Annotated in this window: 26 protein-coding genes; 9 read left to right on the forward strand and 17 right to left on the reverse strand. The window is 53.9% G+C overall.

Annotation, left to right across the window (positions count from 1 at the left end; all coding sequences use genetic code 11):
• Positions 1-97 precede the first annotated feature (97 nt).
• From FAP39_RS07830 to FAP39_RS07845, 4 genes are all read left to right on the forward strand, one after another.
• Positions 98-532: a MaoC family dehydratase gene (locus tag FAP39_RS07830; protein ID WP_138015846.1), complete on the forward strand. Its 435-nt coding sequence runs from the start codon at positions 98-100 to the stop codon at positions 530-532.
• 150 nt (positions 533-682) lie between these two features.
• The gene (locus FAP39_RS07835) at positions 683-1,615 is read left to right on the forward strand and encodes a bifunctional riboflavin kinase/FAD synthetase (protein WP_138015847.1); all 933 of its coding nucleotides are present in this window, start codon (positions 683-685) and stop codon (positions 1,613-1,615) included.
• Positions 1,612-2,088: a YcgN family cysteine cluster protein gene (locus FAP39_RS07840; RefSeq protein WP_138015848.1), complete on the forward strand. Its 477-nt coding sequence runs from the start codon at positions 1,612-1,614 to the stop codon at positions 2,086-2,088. Before FAP39_RS07835 ends, FAP39_RS07840 begins: the two co-directional genes overlap by 4 nt.
• On the forward strand, positions 2,088-3,143 hold the full coding sequence (locus FAP39_RS07845) for a threonine aldolase family protein (RefSeq protein WP_138015849.1): 1,056 nt from the start codon (positions 2,088-2,090) through the stop codon (positions 3,141-3,143). Before FAP39_RS07840 ends, FAP39_RS07845 begins: the two co-directional genes overlap by 1 nt.
• A 66-nt stretch (positions 3,144-3,209) precedes the next feature.
• Here the strand turns inward: FAP39_RS07845 and FAP39_RS07850 are convergent, their stop codons facing one another.
• A complete protein-coding gene (locus tag FAP39_RS07850; RefSeq protein ID WP_138015850.1) occupies positions 3,210-3,809 on the reverse strand; it encodes a 2-hydroxychromene-2-carboxylate isomerase in 600 nt (199 codons plus the stop codon).
• 117 nt (positions 3,810-3,926) lie between these two features.
• Between FAP39_RS07850 and FAP39_RS07855 the strand changes: the two genes are divergently transcribed.
• Positions 3,927-4,940: a ribose-phosphate pyrophosphokinase gene (locus FAP39_RS07855; protein WP_138015851.1), complete on the forward strand. Its 1,014-nt coding sequence runs from the start codon at positions 3,927-3,929 to the stop codon at positions 4,938-4,940.
• A gap of 407 nt (positions 4,941-5,347) precedes the next feature.
• On the opposite strand, the gene FAP39_RS07865 is transcribed toward FAP39_RS07855, so the two are convergent.
• The 16 genes from FAP39_RS07865 to FAP39_RS07940 form a co-directional block, all read right to left on the reverse strand.
• Positions 5,348-5,698, reverse strand: a complete 351-nt coding sequence (locus FAP39_RS07865; protein ID WP_138015853.1) for an H-type lectin domain-containing protein — start codon at positions 5,696-5,698, stop codon at positions 5,348-5,350.
• Between the two features lie 109 nt (positions 5,699-5,807).
• A complete protein-coding gene (locus FAP39_RS07870) occupies positions 5,808-6,203 on the reverse strand; it encodes a F0F1 ATP synthase subunit epsilon (RefSeq protein ID WP_138015854.1) in 396 nt (131 codons plus the stop codon).
• Positions 6,204-6,214: 11 nt separating this feature from the next.
• The gene (gene atpD, locus FAP39_RS07875; protein ID WP_138015855.1) at positions 6,215-7,639 is read right to left on the reverse strand and encodes a F0F1 ATP synthase subunit beta; all 1,425 of its coding nucleotides are present in this window, start codon (positions 7,637-7,639) and stop codon (positions 6,215-6,217) included.
• A gap of 21 nt (positions 7,640-7,660) precedes the next feature.
• Positions 7,661-8,536 carry a F0F1 ATP synthase subunit gamma gene (locus FAP39_RS07880; RefSeq protein ID WP_138015856.1) on the reverse strand — a complete coding sequence of 292 codons (876 nt, stop codon included), beginning with the start codon at positions 8,534-8,536 and terminating at the stop codon, positions 7,661-7,663.
• A 12-nt stretch (positions 8,537-8,548) separates the two neighbouring features.
• The gene (atpA, locus tag FAP39_RS07885; RefSeq protein ID WP_138015857.1) at positions 8,549-10,087 is read right to left on the reverse strand and encodes a F0F1 ATP synthase subunit alpha; all 1,539 of its coding nucleotides are present in this window, start codon (positions 10,085-10,087) and stop codon (positions 8,549-8,551) included.
• Entirely contained in the window at positions 10,087-10,647 is a 561-nt protein-coding gene (locus FAP39_RS07890; protein WP_138015858.1) for a F0F1 ATP synthase subunit delta, read from the reverse strand. Before FAP39_RS07890 ends, atpA begins: the two co-directional genes overlap by 1 nt.
• 457 nt (positions 10,648-11,104) lie before the next feature.
• Complete coding sequence (locus FAP39_RS07895) at positions 11,105-12,211, reverse strand: acyl-CoA dehydrogenase family protein (protein WP_138015859.1); 1,107 nt, start codon at positions 12,209-12,211, stop codon at positions 11,105-11,107.
• A gap of 4 nt (positions 12,212-12,215) precedes the next feature.
• A complete protein-coding gene (locus FAP39_RS07900; RefSeq protein WP_138015860.1) occupies positions 12,216-13,394 on the reverse strand; it encodes an acyl-CoA dehydrogenase family protein in 1,179 nt (392 codons plus the stop codon).
• Positions 13,395-13,456: 62 nt separating this feature from the next.
• The gene (locus tag FAP39_RS07905) at positions 13,457-14,617 is read right to left on the reverse strand and encodes an ABC transporter substrate-binding protein (RefSeq protein ID WP_138015861.1); all 1,161 of its coding nucleotides are present in this window, start codon (positions 14,615-14,617) and stop codon (positions 13,457-13,459) included.
• A 122-nt stretch (positions 14,618-14,739) separates the two neighbouring features.
• On the reverse strand, positions 14,740-16,623 hold the full coding sequence (locus tag FAP39_RS07910; protein ID WP_138015862.1) for an AMP-dependent synthetase/ligase: 1,884 nt from the start codon (positions 16,621-16,623) through the stop codon (positions 14,740-14,742).
• A 5-nt stretch (positions 16,624-16,628) separates the two neighbouring features.
• The gene (locus tag FAP39_RS07915; RefSeq protein WP_138015863.1) at positions 16,629-17,402 is read right to left on the reverse strand and encodes an ABC transporter ATP-binding protein; all 774 of its coding nucleotides are present in this window, start codon (positions 17,400-17,402) and stop codon (positions 16,629-16,631) included.
• Positions 17,399-18,163, reverse strand: a complete 765-nt coding sequence (locus tag FAP39_RS07920) for an ABC transporter ATP-binding protein (protein ID WP_138015864.1) — start codon at positions 18,161-18,163, stop codon at positions 17,399-17,401. The genes FAP39_RS07915 and FAP39_RS07920 overlap by 4 nt, the downstream gene beginning before the upstream one ends.
• Positions 18,160-19,257: a branched-chain amino acid ABC transporter permease gene (locus tag FAP39_RS07925; protein ID WP_138015865.1), complete on the reverse strand. Its 1,098-nt coding sequence runs from the start codon at positions 19,255-19,257 to the stop codon at positions 18,160-18,162. The genes FAP39_RS07920 and FAP39_RS07925 overlap by 4 nt, the downstream gene beginning before the upstream one ends.
• Positions 19,258-19,261: 4 nt before the next feature.
• On the reverse strand, positions 19,262-20,137 hold the full coding sequence (locus FAP39_RS07930) for a branched-chain amino acid ABC transporter permease (RefSeq protein WP_138015866.1): 876 nt from the start codon (positions 20,135-20,137) through the stop codon (positions 19,262-19,264).
• A gap of 79 nt (positions 20,138-20,216) precedes the next feature.
• Positions 20,217-21,251: an alcohol dehydrogenase catalytic domain-containing protein gene (locus FAP39_RS07935; RefSeq protein ID WP_138015867.1), complete on the reverse strand. Its 1,035-nt coding sequence runs from the start codon at positions 21,249-21,251 to the stop codon at positions 20,217-20,219.
• Positions 21,248-21,925, reverse strand: coding sequence for a TetR/AcrR family transcriptional regulator (locus FAP39_RS07940; protein ID WP_171006806.1), 678 nt, complete (start codon positions 21,923-21,925; stop codon positions 21,248-21,250). The genes FAP39_RS07935 and FAP39_RS07940 overlap by 4 nt, the downstream gene beginning before the upstream one ends.
• Before the next feature lie 362 nt (positions 21,926-22,287).
• Here FAP39_RS07940 and infA point away from each other — a divergent pair, with 362 nt between their 5' ends.
• Genes infA through FAP39_RS07960 form a run of 4 tightly spaced genes read left to right on the forward strand, consistent with a single transcriptional unit; the run spans position 22,288 to position 24,337 of the window.
• Positions 22,288-22,506 carry a translation initiation factor IF-1 gene (gene infA, locus FAP39_RS07945; protein ID WP_005978431.1) on the forward strand — a complete coding sequence of 73 codons (219 nt, stop codon included), beginning with the start codon at positions 22,288-22,290 and terminating at the stop codon, positions 22,504-22,506.
• Positions 22,507-22,551: 45 nt separating this feature from the next.
• Positions 22,552-23,130: a Maf family protein gene (locus FAP39_RS07950; protein ID WP_138015869.1), complete on the forward strand. Its 579-nt coding sequence runs from the start codon at positions 22,552-22,554 to the stop codon at positions 23,128-23,130.
• Positions 23,127-24,149, forward strand: a complete 1,023-nt coding sequence (locus FAP39_RS07955; protein WP_138015870.1) for a ribonuclease E/G — start codon at positions 23,127-23,129, stop codon at positions 24,147-24,149. Before FAP39_RS07950 ends, FAP39_RS07955 begins: the two co-directional genes overlap by 4 nt.
• Positions 24,146-24,337 (forward strand): DNA gyrase inhibitor YacG, encoded by a 192-nt coding sequence (locus tag FAP39_RS07960; protein ID WP_138015871.1) that lies wholly within the window; start codon positions 24,146-24,148, stop codon positions 24,335-24,337. The genes FAP39_RS07955 and FAP39_RS07960 overlap by 4 nt, the downstream gene beginning before the upstream one ends.
• Positions 24,338-24,373 lie beyond the last annotated feature (36 nt).

Genomic DNA, 24,373 nt, shown 5'->3' on the forward strand with positions numbered 1-24,373 from the left:
TGGGCTTGATCTTCTGCACCTGCAAAGTAATAAAGTTGCGAGAATTGCGCAAAATGCGCCTTAAAATTACCAAGCCATCCCAAATCTGGAGAATGAGATGACTGAGACCTTGCCGCGCGGCACTATCTATATCGACGAAATGGAAGTGGGAATTGCGCGTTCACTGACCAAAGTGATCACTGACGAAGATATCCAAATGTTCGCTCAGGTTTCGACAGATCATAATCCAGTGCATCTGGACGATGACTATGCAAAAGGCACAATGTTCAAAGGGCGTATCGCGCACGGCATGCTGACAGCTGGGCTGATCTCCGCAGTGATCGGAGAGCAGCTTCCGGGATATGGGACCGTCTATATGGGGCAAACCCTCAAGTTCTTGGCACCAGTACGCCCCGGTGATGAAGTATACGCCGAAGTTAAAGTCACAGATTTTGACCCAGAAAAACGCCGCGTCAAAATGGATTGCCACTGTTCAGTAGATGGCAAAAAGGTGCTGATTGGCGAAGCCACCGTGCTGGCGCCTTCACGCTAAGACCACGAGCGGCTCATTGCTCAACGTTTTGTCTGAATAATCGCTCTAATGTCCCAAGGGGGTACAGTCACTGTACCCCCTTTTCTTGTCAAACTCAGGCATGCACCCTGCCCTCTTGCAAGCGATCGCCCAGACAGGTAACCCAGCTTCATGCGCATACTTCGAGATTATCAATTCGTCCCCCCCCAAGATCGCGGCGCAAGTGCTGCGATCGGCAACTTTGATGGTGTCCACTTGGGGCACCAATCTGTCATTGAAATTGCCCGAAACGCGGCCCCCAAGGCTCCACTGGGGATTGTGACGTTCGAACCCCACCCCAGAGAATATTTCGCACCCAAAGGGCCAAGCTTTCGCCTCACCAACTCCAAAAGCCGCGCGCATCGTCTTGAAAAGCTTGGTGTCGATCTGCTGTATGAACTGCCGTTCAACACGGCCTTGTCGGAGCTCACGCCCTTTGAGTTCGCCAAAAACGTTCTGGCAGATGGATTGGGATTAACGCACGTCGTGATTGGTGCCGATTTTTGCTTTGGCAAAGGGCGCAAAGGCACCGCCGAAGACCTTGAGGCCTTGGGCCAACAATTGGGATTTGGAGTGACAATTGCTCCGTTGGTCAAATCCAGCCAAAGTCAGGTGTCCTCGACCAATATCAGGCATGCGATATCCGAAGGGCGCCCCAGAGATGCAGCCAAGATGCTGGGACATTGGCATCGCATTGACGGCCCTGTGATTGGTGGCGAACAGCGCGGGCGCGAACTGGGCTTTCCGACGGCGAATATGTCGATCGATGGTTTGCACCCTCCGAAATTTGGCGTGTATGCCGTCATGGTCGACGTGTTAGACGGACCAAATCAAGGCAGTTATCGAGGAGCAGCTTCGGTTGGTGTGCGCCCGATGTTTGGCGAGAACCAAGCCAATATCGAAACCTATCTGTTTGATTTTTCAGGCGACCTGTATGGGGCCAACCTCTCGGTCGCTCTTGTCGAGTATCTGCGCCCGGAAATGAAATTTGATGGACTGGACGCGCTGATTGCTCAAATGGATGCGGACTGTAACACATGCCGCCAAATACTGGACACGCAATGACAGCCAAAGATCCAATTGACCGCCGCGGGCTGTCGCGTCGTTTTTGGGAACGCAAGCCGCTGGCCAAACTGAACCAACAGGAATGGGAAGCGCTGTGTGATGGATGCGGGAAATGCTGTCTGAACAAATTGGAAGATGCCGATACCGGCGACGTCGCGCTGACACGCGTGGCATGTCGGTTGCTGGATGACGAAAGCTGCAGGTGCACCCAATACGACATTCGCCACCAATTTGTGCCGGAATGTATTGTGCTGACCCCCAAGAACCTAGACGAACACGCCTATTGGATGCCCCAAACCTGCGCCTATCGTCTTTTATGGGAAGGTAAATCTCTGCCCGAGTGGCACCCGTTGCTGACGGGCACCCCGAAATCTGTGCACGATGCGGGTGTATCCGTCCAAGGGTGGACCGTGTCCGAATTCGAAACCCCCGAAGAAGATTGGGAAGACCACATCATCGAGGAGCCTATCTAGTGTATTTTGCATCTGACAACGCCGGTCCTGCCCACCCTGCCATTATGCAAGCGATGGCAGACGCAAACACGGGGTATGCCCTGCCGTATGGTGCCGACACGATCATGGATGACGTGCGTGCGCAAATTCGCGATACATTCGAGGCCCCCAACGCTGCCGTGTACCTTGTTGCGACAGGCACTGCGGCAAACTCATTGGCTTTGTCCTGTGTATGTCAGCCCTTTGAGACAATTTTTTGCAGCCCCGTCGCGCATATCCACGAAGATGAATGCAATGCACCCGAGTTCTTTTCTGGTGGCGCAAAGCTGACCCTTGTTGGCCAAGGCGACAAGATGACACCGCAAACATTGCGGACGGCAATCGCGAACGAAGAAACCCGCGGCGTGCACGGACCAAAACGCGGACCTGTGTCGATCACCCAATTGACCGAACGTGGTAGTGCGTATTCAGTTCAGGAACTGACCGACCTATGCGCCGTTGCAAAAGGCTTTGGCTTGCCTGTTCATCTTGACGGTGCGCGCTTTGGCAACGCGATGATGGCTCTTGGCTGCACTCCAGCCGAGATGACGTGGAAGGCTGGCGTTGATGTTGTCAGTTTTGGCGGAACCAAAAACGGGTGTGTCGGCGTCGAGGCGCTGATCCTGTTTGATCCAGATAAAGCTATGGAATTTGAATTGCGCCGCAAACGCGGTGCGCATCTTTTCTCAAAGCATCGCTATTTGTCGGCCCAGATGCAAAGCTATCTTGCCGACGACTTGTGGCAGAAGAACGCAAGCCAAGCGAACGCCAACTGTGCGCGCTTGGTTGCCGGATTGCGCGACACTGAGACCGTGTCGTTCATGCACGAGCCGCAAGCCAATATGATTTTTTGCAGTTTTCCACGCGCAGCACATCAACGTCTGCATGATGCTGGCGCAATGTATTATGTGTGGTCTGGCACGCTCGAAGGTGACGATCCCAATGAAATGCTAGAAGCGCGCTTGGTCTGTGACTGGAGCATCTCGGACGCGTTGATAGATCAGTTTGTCGACCTTGTGCGCGGCAACACGCCCTGATCATCTTGGCGGGTATCCAAGGAATGCGCGTTTGGCATTCCTTGGGATTGCAACCGCGATAGGCGGTTAGGACGCATCCGCAAGATGCTGGTCAAGGTAGACAAGACGATCTTGCCCCCAAAACCGCGCACCATCATCCGTGACATAAAACGGCGCGCCAAAAGCCCCCGCCTCGACCGCATCTTCCAGATTACGCGCATATGTCTCAGCACCCACCAAAAGCCCGCTATCCGCCAAAGAAGGATCGAATCCTGCGTTGGTCAGGCATTCTTTGATGACACTGTCCTCTGCGATATCCTTTTCCTCGACCCAACAGGCTCGCATCAGGCTTTGCACCAAGGCACCAACGTCGCCGCCGCCTGCTTTTGCTGCTGCAATCACGGCATAAGATGAAGGTGCCATATTGGTCGGCCAGTGTGCGGGCTTTAGGTTAAAGTCCATGCCCAGCATTTTGGCCTGTCGAACCAAATCCATTGCACGATATTCTTGGCGCGACACGTGACGATCTTTGGGCGAAGTCCCACCCGTGCGCGAAAACTGGGCCATAATATCCAGAGGTTTATAGGTAATCGTTGCGCCATGTTTCGCGGCAATTTCCTCCAATCGCGCACCCGCCAGATACGCATACGGGGAAATCGTCGAAAAATAGTAGTCAATATGTGCCATTTAGGTCCCTCCAGGCAAAGGCATATCTTTGCCAGACGTTAGGGGCATGTTAAGCGGTGTGCACGTCACGAATCTGTCATCTGCTCTATCGGACATCTTCCTCGGGGACCACTCACCATGCCTACTACTCTGGAACCGAAACTTATCACCGGCACCGCCAATATTCCACTGGCCAAGGCGATCGCGCGCCGCATGTCGATCCACCGCAATCTCGGGCTGGTTAATGCGCGTGTTGAACGGTTCAACGACCAAGAAATTTTCGTCGAAGTCTATGACAACGTCCGCGGCGAGGACATGTTCATTATCCAATCGACATCCCGCCCAGCCAACGACAACTTGATGGAACTGTTGATTATGGCAGATGCGTTGCGCCGCTCTTCGGCCAAGCGCATCACTGCGGTGATCCCGTACTTTGGATATGCACGTCAGGATCGTCGCGCCAAAGCACGCACGCCTATCTCTGCCAAGCTGGTCGCGAATATGCTCGTCGAAGCTGGTGTTGAGCGGGTTCTGACCATGGATTTGCACGCCGCCCAAATTCAGGGCTTCTTCGATATTCCGGTGGATAACCTGTACGCAAGCCCGATCTTTGCGCTCGATATTCTGCATCAGTTCAAAGACACTGGCCTTAACGATGTAATGGTCGTGTCCCCTGACGTCGGTGGCGTTGCACGCGCACGTGAACTTGCCAAACGGATCAATGCCCCGCTGGCAATCGTTGACAAACGTCGCGAAAAGCCCGGTGAGATCGCAGAAATGACCGTGATCGGCGATGTGTCTGGCAAGAAATGTATCATTGTAGACGACATTTGCGATACCGCCGGAACGCTCTGCAAAGCTGCAGAAGTCTTGATGGAGCACGGCGCGACCGAAGTGCATTCATACATCACGCACGGTGTGCTCTCCGGCCCTGCTGTCGAGCGTATCTCGAATTCCGTGATGAAATCCTTGGTCATCACAGACTCGATCGAGCCAACTGATGCGGTCAAAAACACACCAAACATTCGGATTGTTCCCACAGCTCCTTTGTTTGCCCAAGCAATCCTGAATATCTGGAATGGCACGAGCGTTTCATCGTTGTTCGAAACAGAAACTCTAGAGCCAGCTTATGAAGGCCTCTACGATCTCTAAACATTGATCGACACATTTGAATTCGAAGGCGCCCTCGTGGCGCCTTCTTTCTTTTTGGTCTTTCGACAAACCTGTCAGCTTGCATTCACCAAGACACTCGGTTTCAGAGATCGGCTTGCAATCGTGCACCTGCTAAGGCATGAGCATCCAATTCCCGCCAACGTCCCAAGGAGTTTATGATGGACTACAAAGCCGCAGGCGCCCCAAGAAAGGGCACGAATAAGCCCCGCCACCAAGAACACAACGCGCGAGGGACCAACAAGAATCCCTATGCTCGCAAAGATGCCAAGCAAGAGTTGTTGGATCGGATGAAGGCCGCCGCTGTTGCGAACAAAGACAACAGCCCACGCGTAGGGTAAAACAGGACATCTGTGAAAGCACCGCCCTGTATCGAAAGGGTTAGGTCGTTACTCTACGGCCCAATCATCGTCATGCGCCAACTCACCAATGGCAAACCAGCTCATGCGAACACGTGCCACGCGGCTATCGCCCCATGTACGAAACACCAGATCAAACCCACGCCGTCCGACGTTTTCTGCCGTCACCTCTGCACGGTGATGCGGGCCACTGTCCATGTCTGACAATGACAACCCGACCTGTATCGAAGGCGGGGTCTTGAATTCCTCTGAAAACTTAATCTTCTTGCGGCGTTCGCGTGGACCAGTTCCTGTCCACATTTCACCGCCGTCTTCGAAGTCGGCGAACAACGGCACATCGCCTTGTTCGACACCGATAAGATGATTTTGTAGTCGTTTCATTCGTTCTTCCAGTTGATCGCACTGATAAAGAACAAATCTCTTTCGAGTGCAAACAAAAAAGGCCCCACCAGCGCGGTGAGGCCTTTTCTATAGATTAAGGAGCTAATCCTTAGTCCATGTTCTCTAGCAGATGAACAAGATCAGCTACAAATTTCTCTGCAGCATCTTTATCCTCTGCACTGGCTGCGCTGGCGCTTTCGCGCGCGGCAGTCAGAACATCTTCCAGATCAGCCTTTTTGACATCCGAACCCACATGCGCGTGTTCGGCAATCACAGACACAGAGTCTGCCGAAATCTCGGCAAAACCGCGTGTGACGACAAAGTCCTTGTCCCCATCAGGTGACTGAACATGTACGACACCAGGGCGCAACGAGGTCAGAACCGCGCTGTGGCCGGGCATTGCAGTCATATCACCGTCTGCGCCAGGAATCTGTACGGCAGTCACCTGAAGCGAAGCGAGGCTTCGCTCAGGGCTGACCAGATCAAATTGCATCGTGTTTGCCATTTCGGGCCTCCTTAGGCCGCTTCAGCAGCCATTTTTTCGGCTTTAGCGATCACTTCATCGATGCCGCCAACCATATAGAAGGCACCTTCGGGCAGGTGATCGTATTCGCCAGCCACAACAGCTTTGAACGACGAGATTGTGTCTTCCAGAGGAACCTGAACACCGTCAGAGCCAGTGAACACTTTCGCAACGTCAAACGGCTGAGACAAGAAGCGCTCGATCTTACGTGCACGTGCAACGGCCAGTTTGTCTTCTTCTGACAGCTCGTCCATGCCCAAAATCGCGATGATGTCTTGAAGCGACTTGTAACGTTGCAGGATTTGCTGAACGTCAGTTGCCACTTTGTAGTGCTCATCACCAATGATCAGCGGATCAAGAAGACGCGAGGTCGAACCAAGTGGATCCACAGCAGGGTAGATACCTTTTTCCGAAATCGCACGGTCCAGAACAGTTGTCGCATCAAGGTGCGCAAACGATGTCGCTGGTGCAGGGTCGGTAAGGTCATCCGCAGGAACGTAAACGGCTTGCACCGAAGTAATCGAACCAGATTTGGTTGACGAAATACGTTCTTGCATCGCACCCATGTCGGTCGCCAATGTTGGCTGATAGCCAACCGCCGAAGGAATACGACCCAGCAGAGCCGAAACTTCTGAACCAGCTTGGGTAAAGCGGAAGATGTTGTCCACGAAGAACAGAACGTCCGAACCTGTGTCGTCACGGAACTGTTCCGCCAGCGTCAAGCCGGACAGAGCAATACGCATACGCGCACCGGGAGGCTCGTTCATCTGGCCGTAAACCAGAGCAATCTTCGACTCGGTCAGGTTCTCAGGAACGATAACACCAGATTCGATCATCTCGTGATAAAGGTCATTCCCTTCACGTGTACGCTCACCCACACCCGCAAACACAGACACACCAGAGTGCACTTTTGCGATGTTGTTGATGAGTTCCATGATCAGAACGGTTTTACCAACGCCGGCACCGCCGAACAGACCAATTTTACCACCTTTGGTGTAAGGGGCCAAAAGGTCGATAACCTTGATACCTGTGGTCAGAATTTCCGTTGCAGTGGACTGCTCGGAAAATGCTGGAGCGTCGCCGTGAATCGCGCGGGTTTCGGTTGCTTCAACCGGACCTTTTTCATCAACGGGGTCGCCAGTTACGTTCAGAATACGGCCCAATGTGCCGGTACCAACTGGAACCTGAATAGGTGCGCCCGTGTCTGTGACCTCTGCGCCACGAACCAGACCCTCGGTTGCGTCCATAGCGATGGCACGTACAGTGTTTTCGCCAAGGTGCTGAGCAACTTCCAGAACCAGTTTCTTGCCATTGTTTTCAGTGTTCAGAGCGTTCAGAATCTGAGGCAGATCATCCTCAAACTGAACGTCGACAACGGCGCCAATCACCTGCGTGATTTTGCCTTTTGCGTTTGCCATGTGTTTGTCTCCGGTTGTCTCTTAGAGCGCCTCAGCGCCCGAAATGATTTCAATCAGCTCGTTGGTGATGACGGCCTGACGCGAGCGGTTATACTCGATAGTCAGTTTGTCGATCATTTCGCCAGCGTTACGTGTCGCGTTGTCCATAGCGGACATCCGTGAGCCTTGTTCCGAGGCGCCATTCTCCAGAAGAGCAGCGAAAATTTGTGTGGCCACGCCGCGCGGCAAAAGATCGGCCAAAAGGGCCTCTTCGCTTGGCTCGTAGTCATACAGAGTGCTTGCAGTCTCACCTTCGACGGCATCAAATGCTGCCGGGATGATTTGCTGTGCGGTGGGGATCTGCGTCACAACATTCACGAACTTCGCATAGAAGATCGTTGCGACGTCAAACTCGCTGGCATCAAAACGGGCCAAGATATCGCGCGCGATGTCTTGGGCGTTATCATAACCAACGCGCTTCACTTCACTGAGATCAACGTGGCCGACGAAATTATCGCCAAATTCACGTTTGATGCTGTCACGGCCTTTTTTGCCAACAGTGAGAATTTTCACTGTTTTGCCTTGCGCGATCAGTTCTTGGGCCCGAGCACGGCCAAGTTTGGCAATGTTCGAGTTAAAACCACCGCACAAACCGCGCTCAGCTGTCATGATGACAAGCAAGTGCACATCATCTTTGCCCGTACCGCTAAGCAGTTTGGGCGCAGAGTCAGATCCACCAACCGAAGCAGCCAACCCACCCAGAACAGCATTGAACCGTTCTGTGTAGGGGCGTGACTGTTCGGCACTTTCCTGCGCGCGGCGAAGTTTCGCCGCGGCAACCATTTGCATGGCCTTTGTGATCTTACGCGTGTTTTTCACACTCGCGATCCGGTTTTTGAGATCCTTAAGATTTGGCATCTGTCAGGCCCCTTAAGCGAAGTCAGCGGCGTATTCGTCGAGTGCTGCTTTGACTTTATCCGCGGCTGCATCCTTAATCTTGGGATCTTCGTCTGTGATCCACTGAAGAAGGTCGGCGTGTTTGCTACGCAGGTGCTGCAACATGCCTTGCTCGTAACGGCCAACGTCTTTGACGTCGACTGTATCAAGATAGCCGTTCACACCCGCAAAGATGACACATACGATTTCGGCGTTGGTCAGCGGCGAGTACTGAGCTTGCTTCATCAATTCAGTCAGACGCGCACCACGGTTCAGCAATTGCTGTGTAGAAGCATCAAGGTCGGAACCGAACTGAGCAAACGCAGCCATCTCACGATACTGAGCCAGCGACAGTTTAACAGGGCCAGCAACCGAAGACATCGCTTTGGTTTGAGCCGAAGAGCCAACACGCGAAACTGACAGACCAGTGTTCACAGCAGGGCGGATGCCTTGGTAGAACAATTCGGTTTCAAGGAAGATCTGACCGTCGGTGATCGAAATCACGTTGGTTGGAATAAACGCAGAAACGTCACCACCTTGAGTTTCAATCACGGGCAGCGCTGTCAGCGAGCCGGAACCGTTGTCTTCGTTCAGTTTAGCCGAACGTTCCAACAGGCGCGAGTGAAGATAGAAAACGTCACCAGGATAAGCTTCACGTCCGGGTGGGCGACGCAACAGCAAAGACATCTGGCGATAAGAAACAGCCTGCTTAGAAAGGTCATCATAGATGATCAGGGCGTGCTTGCCGTTGTCGCGGAAATATTCCGCCATCGCGGTTGCCGAGTAAGGTGCGAGGAACTGCATAGGTGCAGGATCGGACGCTGTCGCTGCGACAACGATCGAATACGCCAGTGCGCCAGATTCTTCGAGTTTCTTAACCAGCTGGGCAACAGTCGAACGCTTTTGACCGATCGCAACGTACACACAGTACAGTTTTTTGCTTTCGTCATCGCCAGCGGCGTCGTTGTAAGACTGCTGGTTCAGGATGGCGTCAAGTGCCACAGCAGTTTTACCTGTCTGACGGTCACCAATGATCAGCTCGCGCTGGCCACGGCCAATTGGGATCATCGCGTCTACAGACTTCAGACCAGTCGCCATTGGCTCGTGAACCGATTTCCGCGGGATAATACCCGGTGCTTTTACGTCTGCCAGACCGCGCTGTTTGGCTTCGATCGGACCTTTGCCGTCGATCGGGTTACCCAGACCGTCTACGACGCGACCCAAAAGCTCTGGGCCAACTGGAACGTCCACGATCGAGTTGGTGCGCTTAACTGTGTCACCTTCTTTGATGTCACGGTCGGTCCCGAAGATAACAACACCAACGTTGTCATTTTCCAGGTTCAGGGCCATGCCCATGATGCCACCTGGGAATTCGACCATCTCACCGGCCTGAACATTGTCCAGACCATAGACGCGTGCGATACCATCACCGACGGAAAGCACTCGGCCAACCTCGGCCACTTTGGCGTCTTTGCCAAAGTTCTTGATCTGGTCCTTAAGGATCGCAGAAATTTCGGCTGCTTGGATACCCATTATCCGACCTCTTTCATTGCATTCTGGAGGGAAGAGAGCTTGGAGGCGATCGACGTATCGATCATCTTCGAGCCCACCTTAACGACAAGACCGCCAATGAGGGATTCATCAACGGTCGCATTGATTTTGACATCTTTGCCCACACGGGCCGTAAGTGTCTTTGAAAGTTTTTCGCTCTGCGTTTTGGTCAGAGCTTTTGCGGAAACCACGTCTGCAGTGACTTCGCCTTTTTCTTCAGCGATCATGGCGCGCAATTGAATAATCAATTGTGGCAACACGAACAGGCGGCGGTTCTCGGCCATCAAGCCCAAAACGTTTACCAGCACAGGCTGAAGGCCCATTTTCTTTGCAATACCCGCAATAGCCTTGCCCTGCATCTCGCGGCTATAAACCGGCGAGGAAATCAGGTCGCGCAATTCTGCGCTTTCGGCCAATGCAGCACTAAGGTCATCAAGACCACCTTCCAACTTGGAAAGCGCCTTGTTCTCTTTTGCGATCTCGAAGACCGCTGTGGCATAGCGCGCAGCAATGCCGGAGGAGATCGAAGCTGGTTCGGACACGTCCACCCTTCCGCTTTCTGGCCCCGATTTTGGCATACAATTGTATGCCGTCGTCGGGGGCGTTTCATAGCCCCGAAAACTCAGGGCAGTCAAATCCGTCGTGGATGTAGCAGAGCTATGCTCACCTAGCAACATTGTTTGACAGATTCCGCATACCGGAAATGCCCCTTATTTTTAGGGCTTTACGCTAGGTGCGACCCTTTGCCAGTGACGAAGCGTCAAAAAAATGTGCGGAAATTCACACTTTTTCGCGATTCCCGTGCCATTTCGCGCCTCAGCGGGTTCAAATTTGCGACCGAAAAGGGCGCCTTCCGACCGGATATTCCGCAAATACGGCATGGCGATCTTTGGGTCTTGAGAGATTCTGGCAAGAAGGGCGCGCGCGGGATACGCGCGCCATTGTCGATTTTGCGCGCACATACCCCAATGCCGGGCAGCCCTCGCAAATATCAGAGGATCAGAGACCTCGATCCTGTAACAACCACTCCGCATGGCAACTGTCATCGCCAAGATACTCAATGCACGCGCGCGCCTTTTTCATGAATAGGCCGATATCAATAGCATCCGTCATCCCGATACCGCCATGCATTTGTACGGCCTCGCGCACGGCCAAAGACGCCGTTTTATTGGCCTTGGCCTTGGCGACTCGTGACAAACGCTCTGCGTCTTCATGGTTTGCATCGAATGCAGCAAGTGCCGCACTGGTGATCGCTTCGGTTGTTTGAATTTGCGTATACAAGTCGGCGGCGCGATGCTGCAGAGCCTGAAATTGCGCCAGTGCGACGCCAAATTGCTTGCGGTCCCGCAGATAGGCATTGGTGCGCTCGGCGACTTCCTTTGACAGCCCCACCATTTCCGACGCGGCAACCGACCTTCCGACCCGGAGCGTCAAAGCCAATGCGCTTTCGGCCTCGGAGCCTTGGGCAATCAGCGTGTCCCCTCCCAAAACCACCTGATTGAAGTCCATCGATGCCGCATTCCGGCTGTCGACTGTGCTTACCTGATTGGTGACAACTCCCCTCAATTTCGGATCGACCAAAAACACACCAAGCCCTTGATCCGTCATCGCAGTGACCAGCACCGCGTCCGCCCCGACTGCGTCGCTCACAAAACGCTTGGAGCCGCTCAGGACAAACCCGTTTCCCGACACCTCAGCTTTGGTCGACACTTTGTCAGGTCGATGCTTACTGACCTCATCAAACGCCACGGCGACGACCGCATTTCCTGATGCGATCTTTGCAGAAATTTCCACAGCATTGCATGCGCGCGCCATCGTCGCGGCCATCACGGCAGACGATAGAAAGGGGGCCGCAGACAACCGGCGCCCCATTTCTTCGGCAACCAACCCCGCGACACCGGCTCCTAGGTCAAGCCCGCCCACATCTTCGCTGGACATCATCCCAGTCCAGCCCATACCGGCCATGTCGGTATATACCGACGTATCATAGCCTTGGCTGTCCGCACGATCACGCAGGTTTCGCAAAGCCGAAACCGGTGCGTTTTTTTCAAGAAATCCCGCGGCCATGTCGCGCACCATTTGGTGCTCTTCGTTCAGTAGTCTCATGCCCCTACCCCAATTCCAGAACAGCTTTGGACAAGATCGACAACATCACTTCGGATGTGCCGCCTTCGATAGAATTTGCTTTGGAGCGCAGCCACAATGACGCTTTTTCATCGCTTGCCGCCTGCGCAAAGTCCCACTCCAGCGCATCCAGCCCGCTGACTTCCATAATCAGCTCCTGCCGACGTTTGTTCAGCTCTGTCCCCGTGTACTTGAGAGTGGCGGATTGAACGCCAAGCTGATTTCCAGCGCGCATCCAATCTTGGGCGCGGGCCAATTCGGCATCGAATGCGGCCTCATCCACCAAAAAGTCGGCGATCTTCGCGCGCAGCAATGGGTCGTCCAACTGACTTAAAGCATTTAGCCCGATCGCATCCTTGGCAACTTCGACCACATCTTCGGACCCAAACAACGCGGCATCAGATGATCCAATCATTTCACGTTCGTGGGTCAACAGATACTTGGCAATGGTCCAACCATTGCCGCGCGCACCAACGATTTGATCCGCGGGTACTTCGACTTGGTCAAAGAAGGTCTCGCAAAACGGTGACGCTCCAGAAATCAACTGGATCGGTTGGGTCGAGACGCCCGCGCTTGTCATATCAAACAACAGAAACGAAATGCCTTTGTGTTTTGGCGCATCAGGCTCCGTCCGCACCAGACAGAAAATCCAGTCGGCTTGATCGGCATATGATGTCCAGATTTTCTGGCCTGTAACCTCAAAGTGCGATCCGCAGTCCACGCCCTTGGTTTGCAACCCGGCCAGATCCGACCCTGCGCCGGGTTCTGAATAGCCCTGACACCAGCGGATCTCTCCGCGTGCAATCTTAGGGAGGTAATGACGTTTTTGTTCTTCGGTTCCGAACTCCAGCAGGGCGGGGCCCAACATCCAAATTCCAAAGCTTTGAAGTGGAGGGCGCGCATTGATCCGCGACATCTCTTCTTTGAGGATTCCGGCCTCGTCGCCACTTAGGCCACCACCACCATATGCTTGGGGCCACTCGGGAACAGTCCAGCCACGTGTGGCCATCCTGTCAAGCCAAAGACGTTGATCCTCTGACTGAAACACCCACTTTCGTCCCCCCCAACAGACATCAGCCTCTGACATCGGTTGGCGCATGGTCTCTGGGCAATTCTCTTCCAACCACGCCCGCGTAGTGGCGCGAAAACTATGTAAATCCGTCATGTGTCACCTGAATTCGCGTGTTGAAAGGCGCCAGAGTTTCCGGCGCCTTTCCTGAGAGGTAATTACTCTTCGTGGACTTTTATCCAGCCACCATCTTGGACAACAGACACATAGATCGAGTCCGCGCCTTGGTGATCTTCGGGACCGTATGTGATGTGGTTGCCGACCAAATCATCTTGGTAATCCAAAGTCTCCATCGCCGCGATAAAGCTCTCTTGGGTCAAATCGGGACCCGCGGCCTCTAGCGCCATCACAGTCATGGAAGCGGCTGCATATCCAAGCATTGCGAAACCGGCAGCGTCTTCGCCATAGGCCGCTTTATACTCTTCGATAAACGCTTTCGGGGCTGGCTCGTCTGCACGTGCCCACAGGTCCTGCCAGCTCGCGGCCGCATAGTACCCTTCGGTGATGCCACCCGGAACCTTGGCCACAACGGTCAGGAAGCTCGCAGATGTTCCAAGGAATTTCATATCCGTCAGGCCCATCTTTTTGGCGGTGCCCACGATTGTAATCGCTTGGCGTACGCCAACAGCCATTGTGACGATGTCACATCCGGATTCCTTGAGCTTGGACAATGATCCGACAAAATCGCTTTCGTCTGGCTTGTGCGTTGTCTCGGCGACAAAGGAAATTCCGGCTTCTTCGGCTCCGGCATGTGATCCTTCCAGAATCTCCTTACCAAAGTCGGTCGGCAGATACATCGAGCACACGTTCTTGGAGCCAAATTCACCAGCCAGATATTTCACGCCAACACGTGCCTGATCATAATACGACGAAAACGATGTGAACTTGTTGTGCATCGGCTCCTGAAGCATTTGCCGCGCAGCAGTCAAAGGCGCAATATTCGGGATACCCTTGGGATCTAACAGTTTAAAACCGGCAAGGTTCATGGGCGTACCCAAAGATTGCATCATCGCAAACACCTTGTCGCGGTTCAGAAGCTTGTTATAGCCCTGCATCGCACGCGGCATCTGGTATCCGTTGTCCTCCACAACGAACCGGATTTTGCGACCATGTACACCGCCAGCTTCGTTCACCTTGTCAAAGTACAGGTTGGCCCCTTTGGTGGCGGGCACGCCAACGGCCGCAAAGATACCTGACAGGTCATTCACCGACCCGATCACAATCTCTGAATCGCTGACACCCTGCGCATCTGCTGAAGCCATCGAAGCCGCAGCCATCCACCCAGCAGCGAGCGATAGCGTCTTTACATATTTTTTCATTAGTCTTCCTCCCATTGGTATTCACACAAACATTGTTATTCTATTTTCAAAACCCGAACGTCCTTAGGCCCGATGCCTTGGTATGATTGCGTGGTCCCTGCCACGTTGGACAGGCACCCCTATCAATACATCTCCTCAATCAAGTGACCATGCGCCTTTTCCACATAACTCCGCTTAAGCTTCATCGTCGCGGTCAGTTCTTCATCTTCTGCCGTCAGTAAGACATCGATCAAGCGAAAATCCTTAATCTGTTCAACGCGCGCGAACTCCTTGTTCACCGCATCAATCTCTGTCCGGATCAGCGCTTTGATTTCTTCCGCAGCACAAAGCGACGCAAAGTTCGAAAACGGCACCTTCTGGTCCTGAGCGTATTTCTCAACGTTCTCCTGATCAATCATGATCAACGCCGTCAGGAATTTGCGGCGATCACCGATGATCACAGCATCCGAGATGAAATGCGAAAACTTGAGGCGGCTTTCGATTTCGGCGGGTGTAATGTTCTTCCCCCCTGCCGTGATGATGATGTCCTTAAGGCGCCCAGTGATGGTCACATACCCATCTTCGTCGAGCCGCCCCACATCGCCGGTTCGCAGCCATCCGTCATCGGTAAAAGTTTCGGCGGTTTTTTCGTTGTTGCGCCAATAGCCCTGAAAGTTGTTCAGGCCCTTAGTCTGGATTTCACCGTCGTCTGCAATCCGCAAATCATATCCCGGCACGGCCTGTCCGATGGTGCCGACAACATTTTCGAACCGTGTGTTCATCGTTGCCAAGCCTGCGGTTTCGGTCATGCCGTACCCCTCGACCAGAGGGACGCCAATGGACCAATACCATTTCAACAGTTCCGGCGAAATCGGCGCGGCACCTGATCCGCCGCGACGCATACGATCAAGCCCCAGCATCCGCCGCAAATTCCGCAGCACCAAGCGGTCCCAAATCCAGTAGTTTATCGCAACACCGGTTGGCACCTTGTCGGCCTTAATCTTGTAATCTCCACGTTTGGCCCCTGCCTTAAGCGCCATCCCATAAGCCAGGCGCCCAATGGGCGTCGCCTCTTGCATGAGGATCAAAACCTGAGAATAAATCTTCTCCCAAACCCGTGGCACCGCCGTAAACGTATGCGGCGAGACTTCCTGCAGGTTATTGAACACCGTTTCCGGGCTTTCGGCGAAATTGACGATGCATTTGCCTGCCAGCGGGAAATAGATCGACACGTCCCGCTCCAGAATATGGCACAACGGCAAGAAGCAAAGCTGTTCATCTGTCTCATAGACCGACAGGCGGCGCGCACCGGCTTCAATCGCGGCCATAATGTTTTCATTGCTCAACATGGCCCCTTTGGGCATGCCTGTTGTGCCAGACGTATAGATCAAAAGAGCCGTGTCCTCGGGCTGGGCCTCATCAATCTCGTTCTCAAACGCCTCGGGCTCCTGAATGTCGGTATCCCATCCGATTTGATACAAATCTTTGATCAGCATGCACCGATGGTGCGACAGATCATGAAGCCCCTCGTCCTCGAGAATAATGACCTTGAGCAAGCCGGGCACCTGATCTTCGATCTGGAGGTATTTATCCAGTTGCTCTTCGTCTTCAACAATCAGAAAGCGGCTGTCACTGTCGTTGATCAGATACGCCAGCTGAGACGCCGAATCTGTTGTATATACCCCCGAAGCAATGCCACCCACAGCTTGGATGCCCATATCTGCATAGGCCCACTCCTTGCGATCCTCTGACAGAATCGACACGACATCCCCGCGTTCAAGACCCAATTCACGCAGCGCCAGACCAATCCATTTGGCGTGGTTCCAATAGTCTTTCCAACTATAGGTTTTCCAAATGCCCAAATCTTTTTCGCGATGCGCGGTCCGATCCCCCATGCTCTGGCATCGCTGCTTGAACAGTGCCGGAATGGTCGCACATTTATCCACCAACACAGGGCGTTGGCCCGGCTTTGTATTATAGCTCACACCATTGATGGTGGTCTGGTCCGGTACGGTATGCATATTCATCCCGATTACCTCCACGTTTTCTTGCGTTTCCAGCGTCGCTCTTCGCGAGCACCTTCTTCTTGAACGCCAAGATAGAAGTTCTGGATATCTTCGGATTTCATCAGGGCCTCGGCGGTGCCGTCCATCACGATGCGACCGACCTCCATCACATACCCATCATGCGCGAGGTTCAGCGCCGCAGCGGCGTTTTGTTCGACCAACATCATGGTCATGCCCTGCTCTTTGTTCAGACGTCGGAGAATTTCAAAGATTTCCTGAACCAGCAATGGCGACAGCCCCAAGGACGGTTCGTCGAGCAGCATGATTTTTGGTCGCGCCATAAGGCCACGCCCAATCGCCAACATCTGCTGTTGCCCGCCGGACAAAGTGCCCGCCTCCTGTGTGCGACGTTCTTTGAGGATCGGAAAATAGTTAAACACCAACTCGCGATCCTGCTCGATCCCCTGCGTGTCATTGCGGGTGTACGCCCCCAGTGACAGGTTGTCGTCGACCGTCAAAAGAGGAAACACTTCGCGTCCCTCTGGCACATGCACAATCCCGCTGTGCACGATCCTATGGGGTTCCTGCCCCTGGATTTCTCGCCCGTCAAAAATGATCTGTCCCTTTTCGGGGTCCATCACACCGGAAATGGTTTTCATCAGGGTTGTCTTGCCTGCGCCATTGGCCCCGAGGATCGACACAATCCGCCCCTCGTGGACATCCAGCGAGACACCACGAATAGCCATGATCGGACCGTAGAAGCTCTCAATATTTCGGATTTTCAGAATGGGTTCACTCATGATGCTTTCCCCAAATAGGCCTCGATCACAGCGGGGTGCGATTGCACCTCGGACGGTGTGCCCAGCGCAAGTTTGGCACCATCCGCCAGCGCCAGAACACGATCTGAAACGCCCGAGACAAGGCCCATGTCGTGCTCAACCATCAACACAGTGATCCCCATCTGGCGGCGAATGTCATCAATCCACCACCGCATATCGGATGTTTCTTCGACCGAAAGGCCCGATGCGGGTTCGTCCAGCAACAACAGCTTGGGGTCGGTTGCCAACGCACGGCCAACTTCCACGACTTTGCGCACCCCATACGGCAGCCCCGCAATCATTTTGTCGCGATAGGCTTGGAGGTCCAGAAAATCGATTATTTCTTCAACCAATTGCCGGTTTTGCATTTCTTGGCGTTTCACCGATGGTGTGAAAAAGAGCTCTGACAAAAAGTTGCTTTGGCGGTGACGATGACGCCCAACCAGCAGATTTTGCAGAACCGACGCATGGTCGAACAATTCGATGTTCTGAAAGGTGCGCGCCACGCCAAATGATGCAACGCCACTGGCCTTTTGCTTAAGAAGGTCGTGACCATCAAACCGAATAGATCCTTCATACGGATCATAGAACCGTGAGATCAGGTTAAAGACAGTGGATTTACCGGCCCCATTTGGCCCCACAATCGCAAACACTTCGCCCTGTTCCACCGAAAACGAAAGCTTGTTTACGGCAGTGAGCCCACCGAACTTTAGCGTGACATTGTCGAGTTCAAGAATACTCATCTCAGACGCTCCGTTTTCAGATAGGATTTCTGACGCTTGAACATATCCTTGCGATAGAACGGGAACAGTTCAAAGAAGGTGCGTATTTTAAGCCATCGGCCATAAATCCCCATCGGTTCAAACAAGATGAACATGATCAGGATCATCCCGAAAATCCCGAACTCCAGTCCGGGGATCGCAACTGTGTTGCTGCCGAATACCCCGCCGACCCATTCTTTGGAAATCGACAGGAACTGCGGCAGGAAGCCGACCACAATTGCGCCAAAGAATGCCCCGTGGATAGAGCCGAGCCCGCCAATCACAATCATCATCAACAGTTGAATCGAGATCACGACGCTAAATGTTTCATTGTTGAACGCCCCAGAGAACAACCCCATCAAGGCGCCCGCCAATCCGGTGATGCCACAAGAAATCGCAAACGAAATTGCTTTTGTGCGTGCCACATCGATACCCATGGCTTGTGCCGACACTTCGGAATCGCGCACCGCGATGAAGCTGCGCCCCAAGGGAGATCGCAACAGGTTGATATACCCCAGCGTGACAATCACCGTGACCCCAAGCACCAGATAGAAAAACTCGCGCGGTGTGCCCCAGCGATCAATCATGACACCAAAGACATTTACCGAAGGCGCGTATTTGCCGCCGACCCCACCGGTCCAAGGCTCGGTCAGGACGATGATGTCATCCACAAGGATGGACATCGCCAGCGTCGCAATCGCCAGATAAATCCCATGCAACCGCAAAGCGGGCACAGCCACGACCATCCCAATAACCCCGGTCAGCACGCCTGCGATTGGGAATGCGACCATAAACGGCAACCCCTGTTCGATCAGGATGATATTGATATAGCACCCCAGCGCCAGAAACGCTGCGTGCCCAAGGCTGGCTTGTCCCGTATGGCCGGTCAGAACCATCAACCCCAACCCTGCGAGTGCCCAAACAAAGACGTTGGTCAACTCTCCGAGGTAGAAATCATCAATCACAAATGGCGCTGCGATCATCACCAGCAAGAGCAGCAAGTAAAGCGACAGTTGATAGCCGTCTTTCCAAGGGCGAATATCTTGCATGTAGTCTGTTTTGAAAATAATCCGCATGACGCTATACCTTCTTGATACGGACTTGGCTGAACAGTCCGTGAGGTCGGAAAATCAGCACGATCAGCAACAGTGCATAGGGTGCAATCTGGCTGTATCCGGCCGCGATATACCGACTTGCGAACGGTTCGATCACCCCCACGATCAGCCCACCCGCAAGCGCACCTGGCAAACTGCCAAATCCACCGATCACGGCCGCCGCGAACGCTTTGATGCCCATCAGTCCTGCGTTGGGATCCACCGCGCCTTTGGCTGCAAACAATATCCCTGCAACACAGGCAACCGCCCCGGCTAGCGCCCAGATGAACCCTTGCACACGCTTGACGGGCACGCCCATGTAATATGCCGCCAGCTGATTTTGTGATGCGCCCTGCATCGCCAGCCCCAGCTTGGTACGGTTGAAAAATTCGTACAGCCCCCAAGTGAGCAAGATTGTCACAACAATCACGGCGACATCTTCAAGGCCAAGAACCAGCCCACCGACAGACAGTTCTTTGCCAGCCAGTGGATTTTGTAGAGACTGGGGTTCATGGCCCCAAATCAGCCCCGCCACAAAGCGGATCACAAAGCCAAGAGCGATGGTCAAAATGACAACGGACGTTTGGCTTTCGCCAAACATTCTGCGGATAATGAACCGGTCAAGCAGATAGCCCAACAAGGCCATGATACCTAGCGAGATTGGCAGAGCCAGCCAGAACGGCAAGCCCATGTATTCAGTGTTGGTCAGGCCGATCGTCACAAATGCGCCAAGCATCATGAAATCGCCTTGCGCGAAATTCACGGCCTCTGTTGCTTTATAAATCAGCACGAAGCCAAGGGCGATCAGGCCGTAAACACAGCCATTCGCCAGCCCGCTTATCAAGAGCTGCAAGTTATCCAAAATTTTCCTCCCTGCGCCGGTTTTCCGGCTGCATATTGTCAGGGCCCCAGCTCCTCACGTCCAAGGCCCCGCAACTTCACTATGGCGTAATCATGACCTTCCCGTCAGTCTTTTTCAGGGCGTCTGCCAAACCTGACACAACGTCACGAAGCGGCAACTGCGCAGACACGTCCGTTTTCCAGCGTCCATCCGCAAATCTGGCCTGGACTTCCCCGACCACCCGAATCTGGTCGGCCGGTGGCGTGCTCATCATCCAACTGGTCAGCCAGAACCCCTCGATACGCTTGCCCATAAAAATGAACTGGCCCATCTGTGTCAGCTTCGGCGGTACGGGGTTTAGCTTGCCATAGCTGATCCAGCGCGCCTTGTTGGGCATGGCCGCAAAGATTTGTTCCGAAAGCTGATCTGAAACGGCATCGAGAAAGACGCGCGGCTTAAGCGCTTTGGACACATCTGCGAATTTTGCCAACATATCCGGATCTGAGGTGACCAACACCTCGGCGGCTCCCATGTCCTTGAGCGGCGCGACCGCGTCCTCGCGTCGGACAATCGCAATTGGCTTGAGCCCGAGATCTTTGCCCAGAGACACCATCAACTTACCGAGTTGGCTGGTCGCGGCAGACACAACAAAGGCCTCACCGTCTTGTTGCGCGATATCCACCATAGCCATTGCGGTCAGCGGATTCACAATTTGCGCGGCCCCGTCTATGTCGGACACATCCGGCCGAAGCGGGATACAATTGATGGCGTTTGTGACGGCATATTCGGCCCACGCCCCGGAGCATCCAAGCGCCACAGCAAAAGACACACGTTTGCCAATCAGGCCCTCTGCACCCGCACCTGCGGACACGACATCACCACAGCCTTCGAATCCGGCAGGGTTTCCTTTGATCCGTGGCTGACCATACTCACCTTTGATAAAGTGCAAATCAGACGGATTTACCGAAGCAACGCGAAGCCGAATAAGAACCTGTCCGGGGCCCGGATTTGGAACATCAATTTCTGCTGCCTCCAAATATTCTGCGGCATCCGCAATTGCCGGACCTTCTGATCGACCAGAGTAGCCTTCGCCTTTCTGCAGAACAGCGAACATCGTTGAAGGTATATCACTCATGTGGTTTGTCTCACTTGGTTTGAATGGAGAAATTCGTCATCAGGCCAGTCGACGCCCAACCCTCGCATCGCGAAGGCAACAATTTCGTCGGCGATTGCCTCAAGTTTGGCTTGATCGTCATCGTCGCGCTTTTGATACCAAAACACAGGGCTGTTCGCCGAAATCACAAAGCTTCTCAGGGTGATGGACATACGTCCAATTTTGAACAGACCTTCTTCATGCCCCTTAGACAGAACTTCTCGGTACATCGCCTCAAAGGCATCGCGCTGTTCCAAGTGTAACGCCATGGCTTGGCGTTGGAATTCTGTTGTCGCCCCGTACCGACGCATGCGCAGACCATCAAGGAGCACTTGCATGAATGAATGATATTGCATCATGCCAAGAGCCTGCCCGCGTACCATCATGCCAAGGCGCACTTCAGTTGGGCGTGTGGACTCATAGCCCTCTTTGATTGCCTCAAACGCAAGCTCCATCGCGCGATCACGCACGGCATTGAACAGGTCCATTTTCGATGGAAAATAGTGGTATATTCGGCCCTTGGTCGCACCCAGATGGCGCGCCACCGTGTCAATGCTGGTTGCCGCAAATCCTTGCTGTTGGAAACACTCCGCCGCTGCGAAAAGAATTTCCTCAAGTCTATTTGCCTTAACTGATACCCTTGCAGAAGAAGACACGCGTTCAACACTCCAGCTATATTTCACAGAAATGGAAACATACTACCGAGTATGCTGTCAACGATCGTGCAGTGTGTTGACGCAACGGAACACCGACCCGAAGGGCCTTTTGAACACGCCATGCGGTCCATGAATCACCTCATTGCCGATCATAACCACCTCGCAGCTCGCCATCTCATTGGCATGCTGATGACCTACAGCGCTCCCCATTTTGGGGCAGGATGTCTTGCCAACACCGATCTGTACGTGTCTAGCAGACCACATATCGGCGAAAGACATGGAAAACGCCCTTGTAAATCACAGAGTTTGCGCTCATTTAAGGGCGTCCGCAAAGACGCGGCAGAAACAATGATGGAGACAACATGGCCAAGGAAGATACGCTCGAATTTCCCGGTGTCGTGAAGGAACTCCTGCCAAATGCGACGTTTCGGGTCGAGCTGGAAAACGGCCATGAGATCATCGCACATACGGCAGGCAAGATGCGCAAAAACCGCATCCGTGTTCTGGCTGGCGACAAAGTGCAAGTCGAAATGACACCCTATGATTTGACCAAAGGTCGGATCAACTACCGCTTTAAGTAAGCGCTGCTCAATTGCAGGCGTGCGGCTCATGACTGGATTGGTACAATGAAACTTATCCTCGGATCAGGAAGCCCGCGCCGCAAAGAATTGCTGGCGCAGATTGGGGTTGTGGCGGATGATATTCGCCCACCCGACATAAACGAAGACCCCCTGAAAAACGAACTTCCCCGTCCGTACTGCAAACGCATTGCCCTTGAAAAGGTACATGCCGTTGACGCGGCAGACGACGATTTGGTGCTGTGCGCAGATACAACCGTCGCATTGGGGCGTCGGATCATGGGAAAACCTAAAGATGCCGGAGAAGCCGCGGCATTTCTCGTGTCACTGGCAGGCCGCCGCCACCGTGTCATCACAGCTGTGGCCCTGCGCCGTGGTGACCAGATATGGCAACGCGATGTTGTCAGCACCGTCCAGATGAAGCGCCTGTCCGATCAAGAACTAAACGCATATCTTGCCAGCAACGACTGGCAAGGCAAGGCAGGCGGCTATGCCATCCAAGGGCCGGCTGGGGCTTTTATCCCTTGGATCAGCGGATCATTTACTGCGATTGTCGGATTGCCGCTTGCCGAAACAGCGACGCTTTTGCAGGCGGCCAGCTATCCACTATATAAGGATATGTCATGAAAGGCAGTCAGATCATTCTCGACCATTTAGGCACGCGCGAAGCCGCCGCCCTTATGGTCGATGGCAAGCTCTCGGATATTCTGATCGAAGCAGACGCCCCCCGTCCGGGAACGATTTACCGCGCAATCGCCGATCGGCCCGTGAAAGGCCAAGGTGGCATGTTCCTCAAGACACCTGATGGACCGGCATTTCTAAAGCAAACCAAAGGTCTGGCCCCTGGCCAGCCGCTGGTGGTCCAAGTCACGGGATACTCAGAGGACGGCAAGGCCATCCCTGTGTCTCATAAGGTGATCTTTAAATCTCGCTATGTGATCATTACGCCCGACGCGCCGGGTTTGAACGTCAGCCGCTCCATTCGGGACGAAGACGTGCGTGACACACTCAAGGGGATCGCCCACGAAGCCATGGATGGCACGGATATGGGGATGATCTTGCGATCCTGCTGCGCAGAAGCCGACCCAGAAGACATTGCTGAAGACATCGCCACGATGATGGATCTTGCAGCGCAAATCATGGCCGAGCCTGATGGCCCCACCGAGCGCCTGATGGATGGGGACAGCCCACATCTCGAAGCATGGCGTGAATGGAGCGCCCCTGCAGAAGTCGTATCCGACGCTGGCAGCTTTGAAACCCACGGCGTTCTGGACGCCTTGGAAGACTTGAATTCCGTCCGTGTTCCTTTGGAAGGCGGTGCATTCCTGTTCATCGAACCCACACGCGCCCTGATTGCAGTCGACGTCAACACAGGACCAGACACATCCCCCGCGGCAGGCACCAAAGCGAATATGGCCACCGCCCGCGCCTTACCCGCACAACTGCGGATGCGCGGCCTTGGCGGTCAAATCACACTTGATCTGGCACCGATGCCCAAAAAGGATCGCAGACCATTTGAATCCGCTTTGCGCGCGGCATTTCGGTCCGACACAATTGACACCAATCTGGTCGGATGGACCCCCTTGGGCCACTACGAGCTGCAGCGAAAACGCGCGCGCTTGCCCACAAAAGAGTACCTCGATTGACCTGTCCACAATGTAAAAAGGACACCGTGCAGCAATACCGCCCGTTTTGCTCAAAGAGGTGCGCAGATATTGATCTTGGGAAATGGTTTAGTGGCGATTATGCCGTGCCATCGGAAGACCCGGAAGATCAAGAGGCCGCGTTCGAGGCGATGACGTCGCTCTTACGCACACAGCCCAGAGACTCTTGATCCCGCCAAGTCGGGGAAGTGGCGGGGCATAAAACC

Source organism: Shimia litoralis (assembly GCF_005518135.1).
In the GTDB taxonomy this organism is placed as follows: Bacteria; Pseudomonadota; Alphaproteobacteria; order Rhodobacterales; family Rhodobacteraceae; genus Shimia_E; species Shimia_E litoralis.